The 23,075-nt window shown below is 63.4% G+C and carries 22 protein-coding genes and 1 pseudogene; 14 read left to right on the plus strand and 9 right to left on the minus strand.

Features of this window, described 5'->3' with window-relative positions; genetic code table 11:
- The 3 genes from NP534_RS15800 to NP534_RS15810 form a co-directional block, all read right to left on the minus strand.
- Positions 1 to 469: acyl-CoA dehydrogenase family protein (locus NP534_RS15800; RefSeq protein WP_274099323.1), on the minus strand; the 469-nt coding region annotated here is incomplete at its 3' end.
- Positions 470 to 599: 130 nt separating this feature from the next.
- Positions 600 to 2,192 carry an amidase gene (locus NP534_RS15805; protein ID WP_274099324.1) on the minus strand — a complete coding sequence of 531 codons (1,593 nt, stop codon included), beginning with the start codon at positions 2,190 to 2,192 and terminating at the stop codon, positions 600 to 602.
- Positions 2,193 to 2,257: 65 nt separating this feature from the next.
- The gene (locus NP534_RS15810) at positions 2,258 to 3,694 is read right to left on the minus strand and encodes a coniferyl aldehyde dehydrogenase (RefSeq protein ID WP_274099325.1); all 1,437 of its coding nucleotides are present in this window, start codon (positions 3,692 to 3,694) and stop codon (positions 2,258 to 2,260) included.
- Positions 3,695 to 3,910: 216 nt separating this feature from the next.
- Here NP534_RS15810 and NP534_RS15815 point away from each other — a divergent pair, with 216 nt between their 5' ends.
- From NP534_RS15815 to NP534_RS15865, 11 genes are all read left to right on the plus strand, one after another.
- On the plus strand, positions 3,911 to 4,891 hold the full coding sequence (locus NP534_RS15815) for a flavin reductase (RefSeq protein ID WP_186664390.1): 981 nt from the start codon (positions 3,911 to 3,913) through the stop codon (positions 4,889 to 4,891).
- Between the two features lie 48 nt (positions 4,892 to 4,939).
- Positions 4,940 to 5,713, plus strand: coding sequence for a glucose 1-dehydrogenase (locus NP534_RS15820; RefSeq protein ID WP_274099326.1), 774 nt, complete (start codon positions 4,940 to 4,942; stop codon positions 5,711 to 5,713).
- Positions 5,714 to 5,779: 66 nt separating this feature from the next.
- Entirely contained in the window at positions 5,780 to 6,571 is a 792-nt protein-coding gene (locus tag NP534_RS15825) for a fumarylacetoacetate hydrolase family protein (protein ID WP_274099327.1), read from the plus strand.
- Between the two features lie 38 nt (positions 6,572 to 6,609).
- Complete coding sequence (locus tag NP534_RS15830; protein WP_274099328.1) at positions 6,610 to 7,539, plus strand: acetaldehyde dehydrogenase (acetylating); 930 nt, start codon at positions 6,610 to 6,612, stop codon at positions 7,537 to 7,539.
- 10 nt (positions 7,540 to 7,549) lie between these two features.
- Positions 7,550 to 8,581, plus strand: coding sequence for a 4-hydroxy-2-oxovalerate aldolase (dmpG, locus tag NP534_RS15835; RefSeq protein WP_186664405.1), 1,032 nt, complete (start codon positions 7,550 to 7,552; stop codon positions 8,579 to 8,581).
- Positions 8,582 to 8,641: 60 nt separating this feature from the next.
- Positions 8,642 to 9,955, plus strand: coding sequence for a spinster family MFS transporter (locus NP534_RS15840; protein WP_274099329.1), 1,314 nt, complete (start codon positions 8,642 to 8,644; stop codon positions 9,953 to 9,955).
- Positions 9,948 to 10,556 carry a TetR/AcrR family transcriptional regulator gene (locus tag NP534_RS15845; protein ID WP_274099330.1) on the plus strand — a complete coding sequence of 203 codons (609 nt, stop codon included), beginning with the start codon at positions 9,948 to 9,950 and terminating at the stop codon, positions 10,554 to 10,556. Before NP534_RS15840 ends, NP534_RS15845 begins: the two co-directional genes overlap by 8 nt.
- A gap of 77 nt (positions 10,557 to 10,633) precedes the next feature.
- A complete protein-coding gene (locus NP534_RS15850) occupies positions 10,634 to 12,421 on the plus strand; it encodes a thiamine pyrophosphate-requiring protein (RefSeq protein WP_274099331.1) in 1,788 nt (595 codons plus the stop codon).
- Between the two features lie 97 nt (positions 12,422 to 12,518).
- Positions 12,519 to 13,046, plus strand: coding sequence for a (2Fe-2S)-binding protein (locus tag NP534_RS15855; RefSeq protein ID WP_274099332.1), 528 nt, complete (start codon positions 12,519 to 12,521; stop codon positions 13,044 to 13,046).
- Positions 13,043 to 14,044, plus strand: a complete 1,002-nt coding sequence (locus tag NP534_RS15860) for an FAD binding domain-containing protein (RefSeq protein ID WP_274099333.1) — start codon at positions 13,043 to 13,045, stop codon at positions 14,042 to 14,044. The genes NP534_RS15855 and NP534_RS15860 overlap by 4 nt, the downstream gene beginning before the upstream one ends.
- Positions 14,041 to 16,242, plus strand: coding sequence for a xanthine dehydrogenase family protein molybdopterin-binding subunit (locus NP534_RS15865; RefSeq protein ID WP_274099334.1), 2,202 nt, complete (start codon positions 14,041 to 14,043; stop codon positions 16,240 to 16,242). Before NP534_RS15860 ends, NP534_RS15865 begins: the two co-directional genes overlap by 4 nt.
- A 7-nt stretch (positions 16,243 to 16,249) precedes the next feature.
- Here NP534_RS15865 and NP534_RS15870 read toward each other — a convergent pair.
- Together NP534_RS15870 and NP534_RS15875 are read right to left on the minus strand one after the other, a co-directional pair.
- Positions 16,250 to 16,378, minus strand: a pseudogene (locus tag NP534_RS15870) (DUF72 domain-containing protein); the annotation flags it as partial.
- A 51-nt stretch (positions 16,379 to 16,429) separates the two neighbouring features.
- On the minus strand, positions 16,430 to 16,792 hold the full coding sequence (locus NP534_RS15875; RefSeq protein WP_337994323.1) for a hypothetical protein: 363 nt from the start codon (positions 16,790 to 16,792) through the stop codon (positions 16,430 to 16,432).
- A 124-nt stretch (positions 16,793 to 16,916) separates the two neighbouring features.
- Here NP534_RS15875 and NP534_RS15880 point away from each other — a divergent pair, with 124 nt between their 5' ends.
- The gene (locus NP534_RS15880; RefSeq protein WP_274099335.1) at positions 16,917 to 18,119 is read left to right on the plus strand and encodes a zinc-dependent alcohol dehydrogenase; all 1,203 of its coding nucleotides are present in this window, start codon (positions 16,917 to 16,919) and stop codon (positions 18,117 to 18,119) included.
- Positions 18,120 to 18,163: 44 nt separating this feature from the next.
- Here NP534_RS15880 and NP534_RS15885 read toward each other — a convergent pair whose 3' ends face one another.
- The gene (locus NP534_RS15885; protein WP_033698504.1) at positions 18,164 to 18,688 is read right to left on the minus strand and encodes a hypothetical protein; all 525 of its coding nucleotides are present in this window, start codon (positions 18,686 to 18,688) and stop codon (positions 18,164 to 18,166) included.
- A 192-nt stretch (positions 18,689 to 18,880) separates the two neighbouring features.
- Here NP534_RS15885 and NP534_RS15890 point away from each other — a divergent pair, with 192 nt between their 5' ends.
- The gene (locus tag NP534_RS15890; RefSeq protein WP_186660901.1) at positions 18,881 to 19,738 is read left to right on the plus strand and encodes an SDR family oxidoreductase; all 858 of its coding nucleotides are present in this window, start codon (positions 18,881 to 18,883) and stop codon (positions 19,736 to 19,738) included.
- A 20-nt stretch (positions 19,739 to 19,758) separates the two neighbouring features.
- Here the strand turns inward: NP534_RS15890 and NP534_RS15895 are convergent, their stop codons facing one another.
- Positions 19,759 to 19,992, minus strand: coding sequence for a hypothetical protein (locus NP534_RS15895; RefSeq protein ID WP_274099339.1), 234 nt, complete (start codon positions 19,990 to 19,992; stop codon positions 19,759 to 19,761).
- Positions 19,993 to 20,335: 343 nt separating this feature from the next.
- Between NP534_RS15895 and NP534_RS15900 the strand changes: the two genes are divergently transcribed.
- Positions 20,336 to 20,545 (plus strand): hypothetical protein, encoded by a 210-nt coding sequence (locus tag NP534_RS15900; protein ID WP_274099336.1) that lies wholly within the window; start codon positions 20,336 to 20,338, stop codon positions 20,543 to 20,545.
- A gap of 57 nt (positions 20,546 to 20,602) precedes the next feature.
- Here NP534_RS15900 and NP534_RS15905 read toward each other — a convergent pair whose 3' ends face one another.
- Together NP534_RS15905 and NP534_RS15910 are read right to left on the minus strand one after the other, a co-directional pair.
- Positions 20,603 to 22,150, minus strand: a complete 1,548-nt coding sequence (locus NP534_RS15905; RefSeq protein ID WP_274099340.1) for a sensor histidine kinase — start codon at positions 22,148 to 22,150, stop codon at positions 20,603 to 20,605.
- 200 nt (positions 22,151 to 22,350) lie between these two features.
- A partial coding sequence (locus NP534_RS15910) for a response regulator (protein WP_274099337.1) occupies positions 22,351 to 23,075 on the minus strand: 725 nt, incomplete at its 5' end.

The following is a 23,075-nucleotide window of genomic DNA, read 5'->3' on the forward strand; positions in this document are numbered from 1 at the left end:
CACGGTGCCCTGGCCATTGGCAGTGTTCACTGCCGCTGGAAAACCCCCAGCGGCCGCTGATGCGGTAACCGCCTTCAACCGGCTCGACCTTGGCCACAGGCATGTAGGTGGACGAGATCAATGTGGCTTGGTCCTGGCCCCATACCTCGCGCTGGGCCTCGACCGGGTAGCGCGCCAGTTGCCAGGGGTGCACACCGATCACCCCGTAGATCCAGGCCGTGGACATGCAGCCTTCGGCCAGGGTCATCTGGATTTCGAAGAAGGTGCGCAGGTCCACTTCGTAGCCACCGAATGCCCGCGGCTGCAAGGCCCGCAGCAAACCGGCCTGCTGCAGCTCGAACATCGTCTCGTCAGGTACCCGGAACTCTCGGTCCGCCTGCGCCGTGCGGCTTTTCAGCGCGGGCACCATACGCCGGGCGCGTTCCAGCAGTTCGACTTCTTCGGGCGTTTTTACTCGCATGCTGTCCATCCGTTCGTTCTCCCAATCTCGTTGCGCGGTTGCGCGGGCGGTGATTGATGATCGAACGCAGCAAACGATTATTCATCGTCAAAGCGGACTAGAGCACAGGCCTGTGGCGCCTTCCGTGGCACCGTCCGGGTTACACCGGGGCGCGTCGTGCAGCCCAGGGGCGGTCCTGTTCCAGTTGCGAAGCCAGGCGCAGCAGCACGTCCTCGCCCCCGAGTCGCGCGGTGAACATCATGCCCACCGGCATGCCGCTGTCGCTCATGCCCAGCGGCAGTGAAATCGCCGGTTGGCCACTGACGTTGGCGAGCACGGTGAAGCCGGCACTGCCCATGGCTTTTTGCGCATAGGTTTCGTAGGGCTGATTCAGCGACAGCTCCCCCAGGGCCGGGGTAAGGCTGGAGGTGACGGGCGACAAGATCACATCGAATCGCTCGAACTGTTGCTCCATGGCCATGCTGATATCTTCGAACGATTGCCGTGCGCGCACCACGCCCTCGCCCGTGACTTTGCTGGCGCGCGCCAACACGCCGAAGGTGATCAGCTCGAGGTCTTGCTGGCCCAACGCACGGCCGAGCGCTTTCTCCCGGTCATTGACCATGGCCAGCAAGGCATTGCCCATCGCCGCGCCATGCGCGCCGAACAACTGCTGGGGCGCAATGGGCAAACGCAATTCTTCAATCTCATGGCCCAGGCCGAGCAATTGCTTGACGGTTTGCTCAAGCACCTTGGCAACCGCAGGGTCCAGCGCCGCACCGGTCATGGACTCGCGCACCAGGGCCACCCGCAAGCGGCCCGGGTCGCGGCCAAGCTCTTGCACGTAGGGCCGTTGCAGCGGTTGCGTCCAGTAGGGGCTGCCAAGCTCATGCCCTTGCCCGGCGTCGAGGAACAAGGCCGTATCCCGCACGCTGCGCGACACCACGTTGGCGACGCTGGCACCGAACGAGGCTTCCAGGCGCATCGGCCCGCTGGGTGTGCGGTAACGCGTCGGCTTGAGCCCCACCACACCGCAATAGGACGCGGGAATACGGATCGAGCCACCGCCGTCGGTGGCATGGGCGACCGGGACAATGCCAGCGGCCACTGCGACGCTAGAGCCACCGGACGAGCCGCCGGCACTCATTGCCAGGTTCCATGGGTTGCACGTTTGCCCCCAGAGCAGCGACTCGGTGGTGGTAGTCAGGCCAAACTCGGGGCTGGTGGTCTTGCCGAACGGCACCGCGCCGGCCGCTTCATAGCGGCTGATCAAGGTGCTGGTGACACTGGCCGGCGGCGCATCCTTGAACAAGCGGCTGCCGTTACTGGTGCGGGTGCCCTGCAGGAAGGTGTTGAGGTCCTTGAGCAGAATCGGCACCCCTGCCAGCGAGCCCTGGCTCAGGGTGCCCGCCTGGCGCCTGGCGGCAAGCAGCGCCTTGGCGTAATCATCGTGGCGCATATTGACCGCGTTGAGCTTCGGGTTGACCTGCTCGCAGCGCGCAATGGCCGCCGCCAGCAGGTCTTCGGCGCTGAACTGGCCGGCCTGCAGGCCCTTGACCATGTCCCAGGCGTCCAGGCCAAGGTAATCGCTGGCCGACAGGCCCGCCGCCCGAGCATCGGCAAAACGCCCCAGCAGCCCTACCCCCACGGCCACGGCACCGGCCTTGAGGACCTGGCGCCGCGGCCACACCTGCACGGCCCCCTCAGCTGCCAAGCCTGCACTGTCGCCGAGGGGCAAAGAGTTCTTATCCATGTACTGAATTCCGCTTTTTTGTTGTGATTGTCATATGGTCGATGCACCCGCGGGCACAACCGCGCTCAGTCCGGGGTGATCTGCGCCACCATGGCTGCCAGAAAGTGCTCGCTGTACGGCGGCAACAAGCCCCATTCGCGGCGTGGGTCGTGCTCGGGCGCCTTGAGCACCGTGCGCATGTGGCTGAATTCGAGAAAACCTTCACGGCCGTGGTAATGGCCCATGCCAGAGGCGCCCACACCGCCGAACGGGGCGTCATGCAGGGCGGCATGCATCATGACGTCGTTGAGGGTGACACCGCCCGACAGGCTGTGCGACAGCACGTGCTGCTGCTCTTGCGGGTCAGTGCCGAAGTAGTACAGGGCCAGCGGCCGCGGCCCGGCGTTGATCCGGGCCAGCACGGGGTCGACCTCGTCATACGGCAGTACCACCATTGCCGGGCCGAAGATCTCTTCCCGCAGGATCAGGCTGTCGGCAGGTGGGTCGATCACCAGTTGCAGCGGACGGCGTCGGTTGCCCGCATCGACCGCTAGCGCGTAAGGCAGGCTCACCACGCGGGCACCGGCGCCCTGGGCCTGCTGAACCAGGTTTTCAACCCGCGCCAGGTGCCGGGCATTGACCACCGCGACCACATCCGGGTTGTCGCTGACCTCAGGAATCAGCTCGCGGTAGGTACTGGCAAACGCGTCGAGAAACCCTTCAAGCTGCTCACGCGGCACGTAGACCAGGTCCGGGTTGATGCACACCTGGCCACCGTTGGTGGTCTTGGACACGGCAATGCGGTACGCCGCCGTGGCCATATCGGCACTGCGCCCGACAATCACCGGCGACTTGCCGCCCAGCTCCAGGGTTACCGGCACCAGGTTGTCGGCGGCGTGGCGCATCACCGACTTGCCCACCTCGGTGCCGCCGGTGAACACAAGATGGTCGAAAGGCTGCGCGGTAAACGCCTTTGCCAGGTCTTCGCCACCGGTGACCACGGCCACTTCGAGCGGGTCGAACCAATCGCCTATCAGCTGGGCAATGAGCGCGGCGGTATGCGGTACCACCTCCGAAGGCTTGAGGATGGCCCGGTTGCCCGCCGCCAGGGCCGAGGCCAAGGGGCTCAGCAAGGTATACAGCGGGGCATTCCAGGTACCCAGGATGCCCACCGTGCCCTTGGGCTGATGCATCACCCAGGCCTCGGCGCCCAGTTGGTCGTACGGCGTGAAGACTTTCCGAGGCTGATCCTGCATCCAGCCCTCCAGGTGATCGCGCGCATGCTTGAGCGACCCCAGCGAACCCAACACATCGTTCATCAGTGAAAAGCCTTGGGGGCGGCCGCCAAAATCGGCATCCATGGCCTCGGCCAACGCCATGTGGTGCGCAACCAGCATGTCGATCACGCGCTGGATACGGGCCCGGCGCGCCTGCGCGCTAACGGCCCCTGCTGCGGCAAACGCAGCCTTTTGCTCTGACAACAGGGCCGACAGACCGTCGACGGATGAAATTGCACAACCCATTGGTGCCTCCTCAACTGTTCAAAGGCCAGCATGTGCGCGCTGTACCCACCATGGCCGCCCACCTCGACGCCCTCACCGCAAACTAGCCCCAGACCTGCGCCGGGCGCCTCGTCCATGTGGACGAGTAGGCCGCAAACGTTAGTCCATTGAGACGATGTAAAGCCCCGCAACGCTGGGAATACTGCAAACACGCACAACCACTCCATGAGGCCCATCATGGCAACGCCTGCCTGTTTCGACCCCCAAGCGTTTCGCGCCGCGCTCGGCACCTTTACCACAGGGGTGACCATCATCACCACTCAGGCTGAAGACGGCACGCCGGTTGGCATCACCGCCAACAGCTTCAACTCGGTTTCGCTCAACCCGCCGCTGGTGCTCTGGAGCCTGGCGAAGAATGCCAGAAGCCTGCCGGTGTTCAGCGGTGGCCGCCACTGGAACGTGCACGTGCTGTCCACCGAACAGGAATGCCTGTCCGGGCGCTTCGCGCGCCAGGGCGAAGACAAGTTCGCTGAAATCGAGCTGGACACCGGCATCAGCGCCGCGCCCTTGCTGCAGGACTGCACCGCGCGCTTTCAATGCCGCACCGCCTTCCAATACGAAGGTGGCGACCATGTGATCTTTGTCGGTGAAGTACTGGCCTTCGACCACAGCGACCGCGCGCCGCTGGCCTTCCAGAGTGGCCAGTACGCCCTGGCGATGCGCAAGCCGCGCAGCGAACTGCGCCTGGCCACCACCCCGCCGCCGCCTGAATGCAGTTACACCGAAGACCTGCTTGGCTACCTGCTCGGCCGCTCGCACTACCAGATGCTGTATGCCTTGCGCCGGCTGTTGAAAAACCAACAGCTCGACGAGCACGCGTTCTTCATCCTTTCGACGCTGTGCATCCGCGACAACCTGAGCCTTGATGAAATCAACGCGTTCGTCGGCTACACCGGCCACGTGGTCAGCGCGTCGAGCATGCGCTTTCTCGAACGGCAGAACCTGGTGGCCAGGGAAATCGACGACAACCAGGTGCGCTATGTGCTGACCGCCGATGGCCGCGCCGCCTCACTGCAGGAAGTGGCACTGGCCAAGGCCGTCGAGCAGGACATCGCCGCACGCCTGGGCGCCGGCGATGCCCAGGCACTCAAGGTGTTGCTCAAGCGCCTGATCGCCACCTCGGACCCTGGCTTGCCGGACCTCTGGGCGCCACGTTGAGGCAGCCCCGGCAGCACCCCGATAGCCCCCTGGATTGAAAGGACAGCCATGAGCATTCTGCAACGTTTCAACCTCACCGGCAGTGTCGCCATTGTCACCGGCAGCGGCCGCGGCATCGGCCGTGCCATTGCCCTGGCCTACGCCGATGCCGGCGCCGATGTGGTCTGTAGCGCGCGGTCACTGGCCGATGTCGAAGCCGTCGCCGATGCCGTGCGCAGCCGAGGGCGCCGCGCCCTGGCGATCAGCTGCGATGTCACCGACAGCGAGCAACGCATCGCCCTGGTCAGCCAGGCCCGCGAACAACTGGGGCGCGTCACCCACCTGGTCAACAACGCCGGCGGTGGCGGCCCGAACGACCCGCTGACGATGAGCCCCGAGGCCTTCGAGCAGGTGCTCAGCTTCAACGTCAGCGCCGCCTATGCGTTGTCCCAGCTGTGCGTGCCGCTGATGCGCGAAGCCGGCGGCGGCAACCTGATCAACATCACCTCGGTGGCAGCGCGCTATGCCCAGCGCCACTTCAGCGCCTATGGCACGGCCAAAGCGGCATTGACTCACCTGACACGGCTGCTGGCACAAGAGTTTGCACCGCAGATCCGGGTCAATGCCATCGCCCCTGGGCCGATCCTCACCGACGCCTTGGCCGGCGTGATGCCGGCTGCCATGCGCAGCGCGATGGAAGCCAACACCCCGCTCAAGTGCCTGGGCCAGCCAGAGGACATTGCCGCAGCAGCCCTGTACCTGGCGTCGCCCGCCTCGGCCTGGGTCACCGGCAAGATCATCGATGTCGATGGCGGCGCCGACGCCAGCGTCTGGCCGGGCTGAGCCTCGTTGCCGCGGCTGGCGCAAGCAGGCTGGCCTTTCGTTCACTTGTCACAGAGCGACCTTTTTATGGATGCGCACCTGATTGAAGCCTTGGGCGACGAGCTGTTCAGCGCCCTGCAAACACGCAAGAGCGTGGCGCCGCTGAGCCAGCGCCACGCCGACATCAGCCTGGACGATGCCTACCGCATCTCCCTGCGCCTGCTCGCCCGGCGTGAAGCCATGGGCGAGCGGGTGATCGGCAAGAAGATCGGCGTGACCAGCCGGGCCGTGCAGGAAATGCTCGACGTGCATCAACCGGACTTCGGCTTTCTCACGGATCGCATGCAGGTTGCTGGCGACAGCGACGTCAGCTTTGCCACCCACCGGTTGATCCAGCCCCGTGCAGAAGGCGAAATCGCCTTCGTGCTGGGCGACGACCTGAAAGGCGGCGAGGTCAGTGCAGACGATGTACTGGCGGCCACCGAGTGGGTGCTGCCGTGCTTCGAAATCGTCGACTCACGCATCGACAACTGGCAGATCCGCATTCAGGACACGGTGGCCGACAACGCCTCCTGCGGGGTATTCGCCCTGGGCCAGCAGCGCATCAACCCGCGCGAGCTGGACTTGGCCCAGGTTCAACTGCAGCTGTTCAAGAACGGCCACACCGCCGGCAGCGGCCTGGGCGCCGCCGTGCAAGGTCACCCTTGCAATGCCGTGGCGTGGCTGGCCAACACCCTGGGCAAGCTGGGCATCCCCTTTCGCAAGGGCGAAATCATCCTGTCCGGTGCCCTGGCACCCCTGGTGCCCGTCGCAGCGGGGGATTTCGTCAGCCTGTCATTGAGCGGCATGGGCGTGCTGCACCTGAACTTCGTGCCCTGACCCGCTCGCTTCAACTTCTTCTGATCGAGAACAATGCCATGCGCCAAAAGATCAAATGCGCCCTCATCGGGCCCGGCAATATCGGTACCGACCTGCTGTACAAGCTCAAACGCAGTGAAGTGCTGGAGCCGGTGTGGATGGTGGGCATCGATGCCAACTCCGAAGGCCTTGCCCGCGCCGCCGAACTGGGCCTGAAAACCACCAGCGACGGTGTCGACGGCTTGCTGGCACATGTCCTTGAAGACGGTATCCAGATCGCCTTCGATGCCACCTCCGCGTATGTGCACGCCGAAAACAGCCGCAAGCTCAATGCCCTGGGTGTGCTGATGATCGACCTGACACCCGCCGCCATCGGCCCTTACTGCGTACCGCCGGTCAACCTCGAACATAACCTTGGCCTGGGCGTGATGAACGTGAACATGGTCACCTGCGGTGGCCAGGCGACCATTCCGCTGGTGGCTGCGGTATCCAGCGTGCAACCGGTGGCGTATGCCGAAATCATCGCGACGGCAGCGTCCAAGTCGGTGGGCCCCGGCACGCGCAAGAACATCGACGAGTTCACCCGCACCACCGCTGCGGCGGTCGAGCAGGTGGGCGGGGCGAAAAAGGGCAAGGCGATCATCATCGTCAACCCTGCCGAGCCGCCGCTGATCATGCGCGACACCGTGCATTGCCTGACCGAAGACGAGCCCGACCAAGCCGCCATCAGCGCCGCCATCGCGCAGATGATCGAGCAGGTGCAGCGCTATGTGCCGGGGTACAAGGTGGTCAACGGGCCGGTGTTCGACGGCAACCGGGTGTCGATCTTCATGGAAGTCGAGGGCCTGGGCGACTACCTGCCCAAGTACGCCGGCAACCTCGACATCATGACCGCTGCCGCCGCGCGCACCGCCGAAATGTTTGCCGAAGCGATGCTCAAGGGCGAACTCGCGCTGCCCCGCCCTGCCCCCCAACCTGCCACCGTTTAAGGAACGCGCCATGGACCTTCACGGCAAACGCATCACCGTACACGACATGTGCCTGCGCGACGGCATGCACCCCAAACGCCACCAGATCTCCCTGCAGCAGATGAAAGACATTGCCTGTGGGCTGGACGCCGCTGGTGTGCCGCTGATCGAAGTGACCCACGGCGATGGCCTGGGCGGCAGTTCGGTGAACTATGGCTTCCCTGCGCACACCGACGAGCAGTACCTGTCGGCGGTCATTCCGTTGATGACCCACGCCAAGGTCTCGGCCCTGCTGCTGCCCGGGATCGGCACGGTCGACCACCTGCGCATGGCGTTCGAGCTCGGTGTCAGCACCCTTCGGGTCGCCACCCACTGCACCGAAGCCGATGTTTCGCAGCAGCACATTGCCGCTGCGCGAACGCTGGGCATGGACACTGTCGGCTTCTTGATGATGGCTCATATGAACAGCCCGGAAGGCCTGGCCCAGCAGGGCAAGCTGATGGAAAGCTACGGCGCCAATTGCATCTACATCACCGACTCGGCCGGCTACCTGCTGCCCCACGATGTCAGCGCACGGGTGGCGGCGCTGCGCGCAGCGCTCGAACCCGGTACCGAAATCGGCTTCCATGGCCACCATAACCTGTCGATGGGGGTGTCCAACTCCATCGCCGCCATCGCTGCGGGTGCCACGCGCATCGATGCGGCCTGCGCCGGCCTGGGCGCCGGTGCCGGCAACACGCCGATGGAAGTGCTGGTTGCGGTGTGCGACCGGATGGGCATCGAGACCGGGGTCAGTGTCTTCGGCATCCAGGATGTGGCCGAAGACCTGGTGGTGCCGATCATGGACTTCCCCATCCGCAGCGACCGCGATGCCCTGACGATGGGCTATGCCGGCGTCTATGGCTCGTTCCTGCTGTTCGCCAAACGCGCCGAGCAGAAATACGGCGTGCCGGCACGGGAGATTCTTGTGGAAATGGGCCGCCGTGGCATGGTCGGCGGCCAGGAGGACATGATCGAAGACACCGCCCTGACCCTGGCCAGGCAACGCAAGGCACACGCCTGACCTCCCCTGTGGCCCGGGCGCAGCCTGGGCCTTCGCGCTCGGCACCTGCAGGAGTCACCCATGCGCACTACGCCTGTTTCGCCCCTTGGCTGGCGCAGCCATGGGCTGCTGCTGCTGCTGGCGATGATGTACGCCGACAACTTTGTCGGCCGGCAGATCATTGCCGTGATGATAGAGCCGATCAAACAGGAGTTCGCAGTCAGCGACACCGCCATGGGTCTGGTTTCAGGCCTGGCATTTGCGGCCGTGTATGTACTGCTGGGCCTGCCCGCCGGGCGGTTGGCCGACCACATGCCGCGGACCCGCCTGCTGGCCGCGTCCACGCTGTTGTGGGCGCTGGCGACCGTGGTCTGCGGCCTGGCCGGCAGCTTCGCGATGCTGGTGATCGCCCGCATGGCCGTGGCGGTCTGCGAGTCGCCCAGCACCTCTACCTCGATGTCGATCATTGCCGACCTCTATCCACCCCACCGACGTTCGTTCGCCATCGCCTGCTACACCGCTGCGCCGACTTTTTCCACGATCATCGCCTTGTGCGTGGGCGCCTGGGTCGTGGATGAATACGGCTGGCGCAGCGCCTTTTTTGCGGTCGCCGTGCCCGCTTTTGTCATCAGCGCGCTGTGCGCCTTTGTCGTGCGCGACCCGGCACGCGGGCGTTTCGACCTCACGGTACAGGCCGCCCATCCCTTGCCGGGCCTGTGGGCCAGCGCCCGTGAACTGTGGGCGCAGCCGCCTTACCGCTGCCTGGTGCTGGCCTGCGGGCTCACCACCTTCAGCGCCTATGGCTATGCGATGTGGAACGCCAGTTTCCTGGTGCGCTCGCACGGTATGCCGCTGCAGTACGCCGGCATCCTCGCGGGGCTGGTGGGCGGCACCTGTGCCGGGCTCGGGGCCTTGTTCAGTGGCTGGCTGACCGACCACCTGGCCGTGAGGAGCCTGCGTTGGCACATTGGCGTACCGGTGATCGGCCATCTGCTGGGCAGCAGTGCGCTGATCATCTACCTGCTGTGGCCCCGCGATATCCTGATGCAGGTGGGTAGCGTTCCGGTACCCAGCGCGATGCTCTGGTGCGCACTGACCAGCTTCTTCTCGGTGTGGTGGGTGGGCCCTTCGTTCTCACTGCTGACGCAGATGGTACCGGCCTCGCGCCGGGCAACGGCGGTAGCGTTGCAAACCATTGTCTCGACCTTGTGTGGTGTCGGTATCGGCCCGCTGGCCACAGGGTTGCTCAGCGATGCCCTGATGCCGGTGTTTGCCGAGGAATCACTGCGTTACGCCTTGCTGCTGGTCAGTTGCACGATCGTCATACCGCTGGCGTTGCTGTGGCGCACCCACCAGCACCTGAACGGCCTCGTCCGGGGGGCCAGCTATGCCTAAGCAAGGCAACCTGGCGGCGGATGCCGAATGCGCACGGTTCATCATTGACGCGGCCACCGAACTGCTTGCCGAGGTGGGTTACGGCGCCATGTCCATGCGCCAGCTGGCAAGCCGTGCCGGCTTGCTGCCAGGCAGCCTCTACCACCATGTAGCGAGCAAGCAGGACTTGTTGTCGTGGGTACTCATGGACCTGCTCGAAACACGCGACAGCGCCTGGCGCGCGTTCCCAAAGCGTCGTGGCGTACTGGGTGAATTGCACAGTTTCATACGCTTCGTTCTGGCTTGGCAGGCCGCGCACCCGCTGCACGTCAAGGTGCTGGAGCGCGAACAGCATCACCTGGAACCGCACCTGCAGCACTGGCTGGCACGCCGTCCGGATAACCTGCGGCTGCAGTTGCAGGCCCTGGTGCACAAAGGCCTCAAGCAAGGGATTTTTGCAGGTATCGAAGCCGAGTCGGCCGCGCTGGCGATCATGGCCCTGGTGGGCACCGCCGACGCGCTGCGCCACACATCGCCCGCGTGGACAGCCTCACGCCTGGAAGCGCACTTCGTACAGATGACCCAGCGCCTGCTCAACGTGCAGGGCCAGCCGAACCTCTAGCAACTGTTCACACCGTTGAAACTTTCCCAGCGCAAGCCCAGTCCAGACCCCTATCGACCACAGCACGGGAGCAGACAATGACGGGCACGGTAGGCGACTTTCTGGTGGAGCGTTTGTATCAATGGGGGGTGCGGCGCATCTTCGGCTACCCCGGCGACGGCATCAACGGCGTGTTCGGCGCGCTGAGCCGGGCCAACGGCAAGATCCAGTTCATCCAGGCGCGCCACGAGGAGATGGCCGCGTTCATGGCCAGTGCCCACGCCAAGTTCACCGGCGAACTGGGCGTGTGCATTGCCACTTCAGGCCCCGGCGCATCGCATTTGCTCACGGGCCTGTACGACGCGCGCATGGACCACATGCCGGTGCTGGCCATCGTCGGCCAACAGGCGCGGGCGGCACTGGGTGGGCACTATCAGCAGGAGCTGGACCTGCTGTCGATGTTCAAGGACGTGGCCGGTGCATTCGTCCAGCAGGCCTCCACACCTTCGCAGGTACGCCACCTGCTCGACCGCGCCGTGCGCACTGCCGTCGGCGAGCGGCGGGTGACGGCGGTGATTCTGCCCAACGACCTGCAGGACCTGCCCTACCACGAACCGCCACGTGCCCACGGCACCGTGCATTCGGGCATCGGCTACAGCAAACCCAAGGTGGTGCCCTATGACAGCGACCTGCAACGCGCCGCCGAAGTGCTCGACGCCGGGCGCAAGGTCGCCATCCTGGTGGGCGCCGGGGCCTTGCAGGCAACCGAAGAAATCATCGCCATCGCAGACACGTTGGGCGCTGGGGTGGCCAAGGCGCTGCTGGGCAAGGCTGCAGTAGCCGATGACCTGCCTTGGGTGACCGGCGCCATCGGCTTGCTGGGGACCGAGCCCAGTTACCAGATGATGAACGAATGCGACACCCTGCTGATGGTCGGTTCGGGGTTCCCCTATGCCGAGTTCCTGCCCAAGGAGGGCCAGGCCCGTGGCGTGCAGATCGACCTGCAACCCGACATGCTGAGCCTGCGCTACCCCATGGAGGTCAACCTGGTCGGTGACGCTGGCGAGACCTTGCGTGCATTGCTGCCCCTGCTGCAACACAAGACCGACCGGCGCTGGCGCAAGAAGGTCGAGGGCTGGCGCGCACGCTGGGACAACACCCTGGCCAAACGTGCCATGGTCCATGCCGAGCCGATCAACCCGCAGCGCGTGGTGTACGAGCTGTCCCCGCGCCTGCCAGACGACAGCATCGTGACCAGCGATTCCGGCTCTTGCGCCAACTGGTATGCGCGCGACCTGCAGATACGCCAAGGCATGCAGTGTTCATTGTCCGGCGGCCTGGCCTGCATGGGCGCCGCCGTGCCCTATGCCATTGCCGCGAAATTCGCCCATCCGCAGCGCCCGGTGGTGGCCCTGGTCGGCGATGGCGCGATGCAGATGAACAACCTGGCCGAGCTGATCACCGTGGCCAAGTACTGGCAGCAGTGGGAGAACCCGCAATGGATCTGTGCGGTGTTCAACAACGAGGACCTCAACCAGGTCACCTGGGAACAGCGGGTCATGGAAGGCGACCCCAAGTTCGAAGCGTCGCAGTCGATTCCCGACGTGCCCTACCACCTGTTCGCGATCTCCATCGGCCTGCAGGGCATTTTCGTCGACCGTGAAGAAGACATCGCAGCCGCCTGGGAACGCGCACTGAACGCCGATCGCCCGGTGCTGATCGAGTTCAAGACCGACCCCAACGTGCCGCCCCTGCCGCCGCATATCAAGCTGGAACAGGCGAAGAAATTCGCCAGTACCTTGCTCAAGGGCGACCCCGACCAGGCCGGGGTCATCGTGCAGACGGCCAAGCAGGTGCTCAGTTCGGTGTTACCGGGGAAGAAGTGACGGCAGCTGGGCAGAAACGCTGAACGTTTGCCCGCCGGGGTCAGTCGCACACCGTAGACGCAGTCGACTGTGCGACCCCCAACCGTGAGGACACCCAATGAGCGCAAACTCCCCCCAGGGTGGCGAAGCACACCCCCTCCGCCTGACGATCAACGGCCAGGCCAGGTCGCTGCAGGTTCACCCCTGGACGACACTGCTCGACTTGCTGCGCGAGCAACTGGACCTGATCGGCACCAAGAAAGGCTGTGACCATGGCCAATGCGGTGCCTGCACGGTGTTACGGGACGGCAAACGCGTCAACGCCTGCCTGACCCTGGCCGTCATGTGTGACGGCGCCGACCTGGTCACCATCGAAGGCCTGGCCGTGGGTGACGAACTGCACCCCCTGCAGCGCGCATTCATTACCCATGATGCCTTTCAGTGCGGTTACTGCACCCCAGGCCAGATCTGCTCCGCCGTTGGCCTGGCAGAAGAAGGGCGCGCCTGCACGCGCGACGCCATTCGCGAGCAGATAAGCGGCAACCTCTGCCGCTGCGGGGCCTACAGCAACATCATCGCGGCGGTGGAAGAAGCACTGCCGCTGATGCGCGCCAAGGCCAACCTGCAGGGAGGGCCGCGCGCATGACGCCGTTCAGCTACCACAAGCCGGCATCGGTCGGCGAAGCCGTCGGCCTGGCCGACGCGTCCTCACGCTTCATCGCCGGTGGCACCAACCTCGTCGACCTGATGAAAGAAAACGTGGTGCGCCCCGAGCGCCTGATCGACATAACCGGCCTCGGGTTGAACGGTATCCAGGCCACCGCGAACGGTGGCGTGCTGATCGGCGCACTGGTCAGCAATGCCGAGCTGGCCTGGGCCTCTGTGATCGAACTGCAGTATCCCCTGCTGGCCGAGGCCATTCTGGCAGGCGCCTCGCCGCAGTTGCGGAACATGGCCAGTACCGGCGGCAACCTGTTGCAACGCACCCGCTGTTACTACTTTTATGACACCGGCACACCCTGCAACAAGCGCGAGCCAGGCAGCGGCTGCCCGGCGCGCACAGGCCTGAATCGCATCCACGCCATCCTCGGTGCCAGCGATGCCTGCGTTGCGACACACCCTTCGGACATGTGTGTGGCGCTGGCGGCGCTCGAGGCCGTGGTCCATGTGCAGGGCCGGGGCGGCAAACGCCAGATACCCTTCGCCGACTTCCACCGCCTGCCCGGGGAAGCACCGGAGCGCGACAATCAACTGGCCGCCGATGAGCTGATAACCGCCATCGAACTGCCGCCCCCCACGTTCGAAGACCACTACCGCTATTTGAAGATCCGCGATCGGGCGTCTTATGCGTTTGCACTGGTATCGGTTGCCGCCGGGTTGAACCTCGATGGCGGCGTGATCCAGGACGCACGCCTGGCGCTGGGTGGCGTGGCCCACAAGCCCTGGCGAGACCCGGCTGTCGAACGCACGTTGATCGGCCAGGCGCCCACGCAGGCGCTGTTCACCCAAGCGGCCGACGCCCTGCTGCAAGGCGCAGAACCCTTGGCCCACAATGGCTTCAAGGTGCCCCTCGCGCAACGTGCCATCGTGCGCGCATTAAGCGATGCGGCGCTCGGGGCAAAAGCCAGGGGGGCAACGTCATGAACATCAAAACAGCGGTAGTGGGCACGGCCATGGACCGTGTCGACGGGGTGGCGAAAGTCACCGGGCAGGCGCGCTATGCGGGCGAGTACCCAGAGGCCGGGTTGCTGCATGGCAGCGTGATGTCCAGCACGATCGCCCGTGGGCGGGTGCTGAGCATCGACACTGCCCAGGCACTGAGCGTGCCGGGGGTAATCGCCGTGCTGGACCATGCCCATCGCCCTCGCGTTTCCAGTTACGACGACGATTACAGTGACGCCGACTCGGCCGAGGGTACGCCATTTCGGCCGTTGTTCAACGATCGCGTGCTGTACAGCGGCCAGCCCCTGGCGCTGGTGGTCGCGCAAAGCCTGGAGCTGGCAAGGTATGCAGGCTCGCTGGTGAAGGTCGAGTACCTCGAAGAACCCCATGAAACCGACCTGGCCAGCGTACTCGACAAAACGCACCCGGCACCCGCCGAAACGCCCGCCCCTCGCGGCGATTTTGCCGGGCAGTTCGCCAACGCCGCGGTGCAGGTAGACGCGACCTACCTCACCGCCAACGAACACCACAACCCGATGGAGCCCCATGCTTCGACGGTGCTGTACCAGGCCGACGGCAGCCTGGAAATCCATGACAAGACCCAAGGTACGCAAAATTGCCAGGACTACCTGCACAAGGTATTCGACCTGCCCAAGGAAAAAGTCCGGGTGCTGGCAGCGTTCGTCGGCGGTGCCTTCGGCTCGGGGTTGCGCCCGCAGTACCAGCTGCCCCTGGCGGTGATGGCGGCCTTGCACCTGCAACGTTCGGTGCGTGTCACGCTGACCCGCCAGCAGATGTTCACCTTCGGCTACCGGCCCCGCACCCAGCAACGGCTGCGCCTGGGGGCCGATTCGCAGGGGCGGTTGCTGGCGATTGCCCATGACGCGCTTGGCCAGACCTCACGCTTCGAGGACTTCACCGAGCACCTGGTGGAATGGAGCGGCATGCTCTACCAGTGCGACAACGTTGCCCTGAGCTACCGCCTTGCGCCCCTGGATGTGTACACCCCGCTGGACATGCGCGCACCGGGTGCCGCGTCCGGGATGATCGCCCTGGAATGCGCCATGGATGAACTGGCATGCGCAGCCGACATCGACCCGCTTGAGCTGCGCCGTCGCAATTTCACCGCTATCAATGGCAACGAGGGCAAACCCTATTCGAGCAAGGAGCTGCTGGCCTGCTATGACCAGGGTGCCCAGCGTTTTGGCTGGGGCAACCGCGCCCCACAACCCCGCAGCATGCGCCATGGGCAGCAGTTGGTTGGCTGGGGCATGGCAGGCGGGGTCTGGGAGGCCATGCAGATGAAAGCCAGTGCCAAGGCGCGCATCGATGGCGCAGGGCATTTGACCGTCAGCAGCGCGACTACCGACATCGGCACCGGCACCTACACCGTCATGACGCAGATCGCGGCCGACGCCGCTGGCGCCCGTGTGCAAGACGTGACCTTTGTGCTGGGGGACTCTTCGCTGCCGACCGCGCCGCTGCAGGGTGGGTCTTTCACGGTGTCGTCGGTAGGTTCGGCCGTGCGCCAAGCGTGCCTGGCCCTGCGCAGCAAGGTGCTTGCGCATGCACGCCAGCATTACCCTGAGGTCGGCAACACGCCGGTGGAAGCAATCACGTTCGCTGACGGCTACCTGCTGGCAGGTAACCACCGCCTTGCACTCGCGGACATCGTGGCCAGTGCCCCCGAGGGGTTTTTCGAGGTGCAGGTCGAAGCAGCGCCCAGCGCCAAGCGCAAACCCTTCGCCACCGCGACCCATTGCGCCGTGTTCGTCGAGGTGCAGGTCGATGAAGACCTGGGCTCGGTCAAGGTCACCCGGGTGGTCAGCGCTGTGGCAGCGGGCCGCGTCGTCAACCCCAAGACCGCACGCAGCCAGATCCTCGGCGGTGTCATCTGGGGTATCGGCATGGCATTGCACGAAGCGACGCAAACCGATCACCGCTTGGGGCGAATCCTCAACCACAACCTGGCGGAATACCACATACCGGTAAACGCCGACAGCGGTGAAATCGAGGTCATCTTCGTCGAAGAGCACGACGACATCGTCAACGAGCTGGGCTCCAAGGGCGTGGGGGAAATCGGCGTGGTCGGTGTGGCGGCGGCGGTAGCCAACGCCATTTACCACGCCACCGGCAAGCGGGTGAGGGAATTTCCCATCACGCTCGATAAACTGCTGTAGCACGCCCTCAGCTCAGGCAGGCCAGCGTTGTCAGGGCATTGCCCAAGGCTGCGCCCGAAGCGGTATTGTCGAAGATGCACCAGGTCGGCACCCCCGCAGCATGGCTGCGCTGCAGCCGTGCCGCCAGGTTTTGCATCGGCCTCAAACCGCGCCGGGCTGGCAGCCACTCAGGCGACCTGAAAATCAATCATCCTGGTGTTCCTGAATGAGGTGCCGGCGCGGTACCACGCCCGTTTGCATGCACAACGGGGGGATGACAAGCATGATAATCCAGCCCCGCAACCGCCTTGAGAAAGGCCCAATCGGCCAGGCGCCGCAAGTCACGCCACTCTTGCCATTGGATCAGGTGCAAGCGGTCCATTTCATCGGCCTGGCGTAGCAGTTGCTCGTGATAGCTGCTGGGGCAATCGCGGCGCAATTGGTGGTCGTCGAAATGCTGGAACCATCGATTGATGGCTTCGAGGCGGCGCTGCGCCAGCCCTGTCTGCTGTGTAAACGCATTCATCCCGGTCATCCCGCGCGCTTCTGACAATCGAGCCGTCGGCAGCAAGATAGGTTCATTCAGAACTATCAACGGTCGAAGTCGCCGCTGAACCTGTTGGTCTGAACTTTGCGGTGCCCGTCAGTTTCCTCTGCATAGCCTCGTACATCCACCACTGCAGGAGATGCATGCCATGAGAGCGTTGACCTATCACGGAGCCAACGATGTCAGGGTCGATACCGTGCCTGACCCAAGCCTTCAGGAGCCGGACGACATCATCCTCAGGGTGACGGCCACCGCCATCTGCGGCTCGGACCTGCACCTCTATCGGGGCAAGATCCCGCAGACCGAATCGGGCGATATCTTCGGCCACGAATTCATGGGCATCGTCGAGGCCACCGGCAAGGACGTCACCCACCTGCAGGTTGGCGACCGTGTGGTGATCCCCTTTGTCATCGCCTGCGGCAGTTGTTTCTTCTGCCAGCACGATCTGTTTGCCGCGTGCGAAACCACCAATACGGGGCGCGGCTCCATCGTCAACAAAAAAGGCATCCCACCGGGGGCAGCCTTGTTTGGCTACAGCCATCTGTATGGCGGCATTCCTGGCGGGCAGGCCGACTATGTGCGCGTGCCCAAAGCCAATGTCGGCCCGTTCAAAGTGCCCACCGACCTGGCCGACGACAAGGTACTGTTTCTCTCCGACATCCTGCCGACCGCCTGGCAGGCGGTGATCAATGCTGAAGTCGGCCCAGGTTCGTCGGTGGCAATCTACGGTGCCGGGCCGGTGGGGCTGCTGAGCGCTGCCTGTGCGCGAATGCTTGGGGCACAGACCGTGTTCATGGTCGATGACAATGACTACCGCCTGGCGTATGCCCAGGAGGCTTACGGAGTGGTCCCGATCAACTTCGAGCAGGATGACGACCCGGCCGACAGCATCATCCGCCACACGCCAGGGATGCGCGGAGTGGATGCCGTGATCGATGCAGTCGGTTTCGAGGCCAAGGGCAGCACCGCAGAGACCGTGATGACGGCGCTGAAGATCGAGGGCAGCAGCGGCAAGGCCTTGCGCCAGAGCATCGCTGCCGTGCGTCGCGGCGGCGTGGTCAGCGTGCCCGGGGTGTACGCCGGCTTCATTCATGCCTTCATGTTCGGTGACGCGTTCGACAAGGGCCTGACGTTCAAGATGGGCCAGACCCATGTGCACAAGTACCTGCCTGAACTGCTGGAGCATATCGAGGCCGGGCGCCTGCAACCGGAGATGATCGTTACGCACCGACTTGCCCTGGAAGAAGCAGCCCTTGGCTACAAGCTGTTCGACCAGAAACAGGACAGTTGCCGAAAAGTCATTCTTGTTCCGGGGGCGGCACCCGGAACCCTGGGCAGCGACTTCGCATAGCGCTGATGAGGGCGGTGCAACCAGGCCCCGCCCTCCCCAACCGATCAGGCCAGCTGGATGTACACCGCGTAAGTGCCCAATAGCACCCAGAAGCCGAGAAAGATCCAAGGCGTGCGAAGCGAGAACAGCAGGGATTTGCGATGCCCTGCCCGGGAGGTTTCAGCCTCACAGAACAGCGGCGATTCGTCGTAGGCCAAGCCCATCATCGGCTCACTGCGCAGCAGGTGGCTTTGCTTGAGCTGCCAGTGATCGATGATCCGATAGGCAGCGCGAATACCCGGCCAGGCATTGAGCGAACTCAAAACACCCAGCAGCGCGAGAAAGGCAGGCACGATCAGGGTGAACATCTCACCCCAGCTCTGGTTCAGGTTGCCCATGGATGACACGAACGCAATCACCAGAAAAGACTGTGCAGCAAGATAGGCGTCGGTACGGTTGGCCAGGATGGTGGTTTCGTACTGGATTTCCCTTCGATAGAAATCAAGACGTTCCTTGGCGGTACCAAACATTCTTGCATTCTTTTCCTCGATCTCATGTTCGGGCGTCGATGGCGTGATGATACGAGGCACTTGCAGGCTCCGGTGTCGTTAAGCGTTGCGCGAAATGCGGGCTGTTCAGCGATAGAGCCATCGAGCGAGCGAAAAATTCAGTGCATCTGCGTGGCCTGACCGTCCGTCGTTGAAACCCGGCATCCACTCCAACACTCGCGTTACCCCCCTTTCGAATCGGTATGAACGTTCTCAACTGATGGAGCTTCTGCCATGCGCGACTACCCCACCCCACCCTTCCCGTCACAGCCGCAAAACGTGCCAGGCGCTCAACGCAAGATGGAGCCCTACCCCGATTGTGGCGAGCAGACGTACACCGGCAGCGGCCGGCTCGATGGCAAGATCGCGCTGATAACCGGTGCCGACAGCGGCATCGGCCGTGCGGTGGCCATTGCCTATGCCCGCGAAGGGGCAGACGTTGCCATTGCCTATCTCGATGAGCACGACGATGCGCAGGAAACCGCGCGCTGGGTCGAGGCCGCAGGCCGGCAATGCCTGCTGCTGCCCGGTGACCTGCGGCAAAAACAGCAGTGCTACGACATCGTCGACAAGACCGTGGCGCAATTTGGCCGTATCGACATCCTGGTCAACAACGCGGCGTTTCAGATGGCACATGAGTCGCTGGATGAAATCGACGATGACGAGTGGGTGATGACCTTTGATGTCAATATCACTGCCATCTTCCGCATTTGCCAACGGGCCTTGCCGTCGATGCCCAAGGGCAGCTCGATCATCAACACCAGTTCGGTCAACTCCGATGACCCCTCGCCCAAGTTGCTGGCCTATGCCGCCACCAAAGGCGCCATCGCCAACTTCACTGCAGGCCTGGCTCAGTTGCTGGCAGACAAGGGCATCCGGGTCAACAGCGTGGCACCTGGGCCAATCTGGACGCCGCTGATCCCGGCGACCATGCCCGATGAGGCTGTGAAGAACTTTGGCTCGGGCTACCCGATGGGCAGGCCGGGGCAGCCCGTCGAAGTGGCGCCGGTGTACGTATTGCTCGGGTCCGATGAGGCCAGCTACATCTCTGGCGCGCGCTACGCAGTAACGGGCGGCAAGCCTGTGCTGTGAAATGCCTGGCCCTTGCCAGCTCAACCGCTGCCGGCGAAGTTCACATCATTGGCATCGTCGTAAGTGTTGCGGGTTGCACATTCGAACTCGGCTTCGGCGCGTGTTGGAAAACTCAAACTGAGGCGGATTTTGTCTTGTGTGTCGTATAAGTCGTAGCCCTCGCCCAGGGCACTGGGGAAACCGATGCGCCGAGGCAAGATCTCTTTCTGACGAGGTACGGCGGGAACCACAACAAAGCGCCTATGCATGATCAGCCCTCTTCCGGCAGTTCTTTAGTATTAGTCCGACTATGACAAAGACTCAAGACGACTCATGCAAAGTTTTTTAATTCGCGGCACCCAATGCCAACAGCACCGAGGCTATTGGAGCCACAAATGCCGCTCCCCCAGTTGTTCAGGCGTTTTGTCTGAATCTGAAGCAATAAATGAACAGCCTCAAACGGTCACGGAGTCACAAATGAACACAGACCTTCCTGTGTTCGAATAGAGGTATGCGGTCATGGCTAACAATCAGGACAGGGGCGCAAATCAAGGCGACAACGCCGACTCCAAGGCCGGCGATGCAGGCCAAAGAGGTGGCCAGGGTGCGGGCGGTGACATGCCCGACAAACAAAAAGGCAGCCAGCAACCTGGGCAAAAGCCTGAAGACAAGATGAACAAGGATTGGGAACGCTCCAGGGACACCGGCAGCCAGGGTGGGCAGGCAGGTACCGATCAATCCACCGGGCAAAACCCGTCTGACCCTGGCCGTATGGGCGGCGGTCAAGCCGATCAAGGCGATACGCAGCACCAGGACAAAAATCGTTGATGCCATTGGCCCCGGGGTGGCATTGCTGCCCTGGGGCCAGAACGCAGGCGTATGTTGCTAGAGTTTGAAGCGCACGTGAATCGTGCTTTTACGTTCACTGCGATCCACCGTGATCGCCAGGCTGCCATAGCCCGAATAGCTTTTTACCAGGCGCATGCCCAGCCCGGTGCCGGTGGGTTTGGGGTAAGACTCCGGAAAGCCATCGCCCTCGTCCGATACCGTGATCAGGGCATGATCACCATGGCCCATTACGCTGACGTCCACCGTGCCTCTTCCATACTTCAGCGAGTTGGTGATCAGTTCGGATATCACCAGGCCCAGTGGCGCCATTCTTTCGGGCGCAAGAATGAACGTGTCAGCGTGCAGCACTATCTTGCGGTCGGCCAATGCCTTGCCCAGATCACCCAGCAGCGCCTCCAGATAATCCGAGACGCGCACGTGCTGCGTTTCAGCATTCTGATAAAGACGCTCATGGACGCTGGCAATGGTCAATACGCGGGTCGCGGCTGTTTCCAGTTGCAATTTGACCGCTTCATCAGCGGCCATATTTGCCTGCAACAGCAATAAGGTGTTGACCAAGTGCAGGCTGTTCTTCACCCGGTGGTGGATTTCTTCCAGGTGCAGGTCGGTTCTATTCAACTTGGTATTTTGTGCATCGATCAACGATAACAATTGGGCTTCATGATGCCGACGTTCGGTAATGTCACGCGACACGGCGATGATCTTTGCAAATTCGCCTTGTTCACCAAATATAGGCGCCACCGTCACATCCCACCATTTCGGCTCGTTCTGCAGCGTTGGGCAGAAGGCCTCGAAACGCGCTGACTCCCCACCCGTTACTCTTCTGATAGCGTCCAGCACCACACTGCGGGATTCATCTGGCCAGATCTGCGGCCACGCCACCCCACGTATCTGAGCGAGGTCGCCGATGTGCAACAGGCACATGCCGGCATCGTTCATGAACTCGATGTCGCCGCTCGCCGAGAGGATTTTCACGCAGTCGGGGCTGGCGTTCAGCACACTTTCGGAATAGGGGTCCGAAGACTGCATTTCTGCGCCTGCAGTGATCCTTTCCACCGCCATGGAGATGACGTTGGCAATGCCTTCCAGGAACACCAGGTCGCTTTCGATGAAGTCTTCGCCATTACTGCTGTCCGCTTCGAGTACTCCAAAGGGGGCAGTGGTGCCTCGAATAGGCACGTTGATCGCTCGCTCGATGCCGTACTTCTTGAGCAGCGAGGGGGTTCTGAAACGTTGCTCCTGCCCCAGATGGTTCGACAGCACAGGCCTGTAGGTCGAAATGGCGTAGCCCGCAGGGCTGGCGATATCGCCACCTACCGTGGCGTGCCCGATATCAGCGTCATCCCAACCCACACCATGGGACAGCAGAAACTCATCGCTGTCGGGTATCGGCGTAAGCACCTTGGCAAAGCGGGTGTCCATGCCCTTGGCCACGGCAGAGCAGGCTTGGGTCAGCAACCCATCCAGGTCAGACGACTTGAGTGACATGACGCCGTACTCGACCACCAGTTCATGCTGGCGATGAAGCCTGGCGTGCGACTTCTGCAACGCGGCGCGAATCGTTTCGTCAGGGGTTTGATGCATGGGGACGATATCCAAAGCTGGTTGAGATGCACGCTGAAACGGTTGCGCCGCTGTGCCAGACGCCAAGTAACATAGCAGCAGATGCCAAGCTAAGAACATGGCTGACAGACGTGAATTCAGCTATCTGGTTTATCACCGCTCATCGCCTGGGCGCAACGACGAAAACAGTCTAACTGCGCGGCAAGCAGATGCGCCCTGCGCTACCCAAGGCCTATTCGCACCTTGTCGAGCAGGTCACTGACCTGAAACGGTTTGATCAGCAGGTCCATCCCGGTATCCAGGAACGCCTGACGATCCAGCGCAGTCTCGGCGTAGCCGGTCATGAACAACACCGGTAGCGCCGGGCGGTAACTACGCGCCATATCCGCCAGTTCGCGGCCGCTCATGCCTGGCAGCCCCACATCGGTCAAGAGCAATTCGATACTGGCGTCTTCACGCAGGCAGTCCAGCGCTTGTTCGGTGGTTTCCGCCAAGGTGCAACGATAACCCGCATCGGCCAGCACTTCGGCCACCGACAGGCGTACCGAGGCCATGTCCTCGACAACCAGCACATGCTCGCCGGCACCCTGCGGGTCCAACGGCGACGCTTGCTCCTCACAGGCCACCTGACGGCTACTGGCCGGCAATATCAACGTCACCTCGGTGCCCTGCCCTGGCACGCTGCGGATCGACACATGCCCGCTCGATTGGCGGGCAAAGCCGTAGATGGTCGACAACCCCAGCCCGGTACCTTGGCCGACCGGTTTGGTGGTGAAAAAGGGGTCGAAGACCCTTTCCAGAACCTCTGGCTCGATGCCAGCGCCATCGTCGCGTACGGTCACCGCCACATAGGGGCCGTCTTGCAGGTAGGCATTGCCGTGCGACCAACTCGCGGCAGTGTTGACCCAGATATGCCCACCTTGGGCCAAGGCATCACGGGCGTTGA

It is taken from the genome of Pseudomonas sp. 39004 (assembly GCF_028682155.1).
GTDB classification, from domain to species: Bacteria; Pseudomonadota; Gammaproteobacteria; order Pseudomonadales; family Pseudomonadaceae; genus Aquipseudomonas; species Aquipseudomonas capeferrum.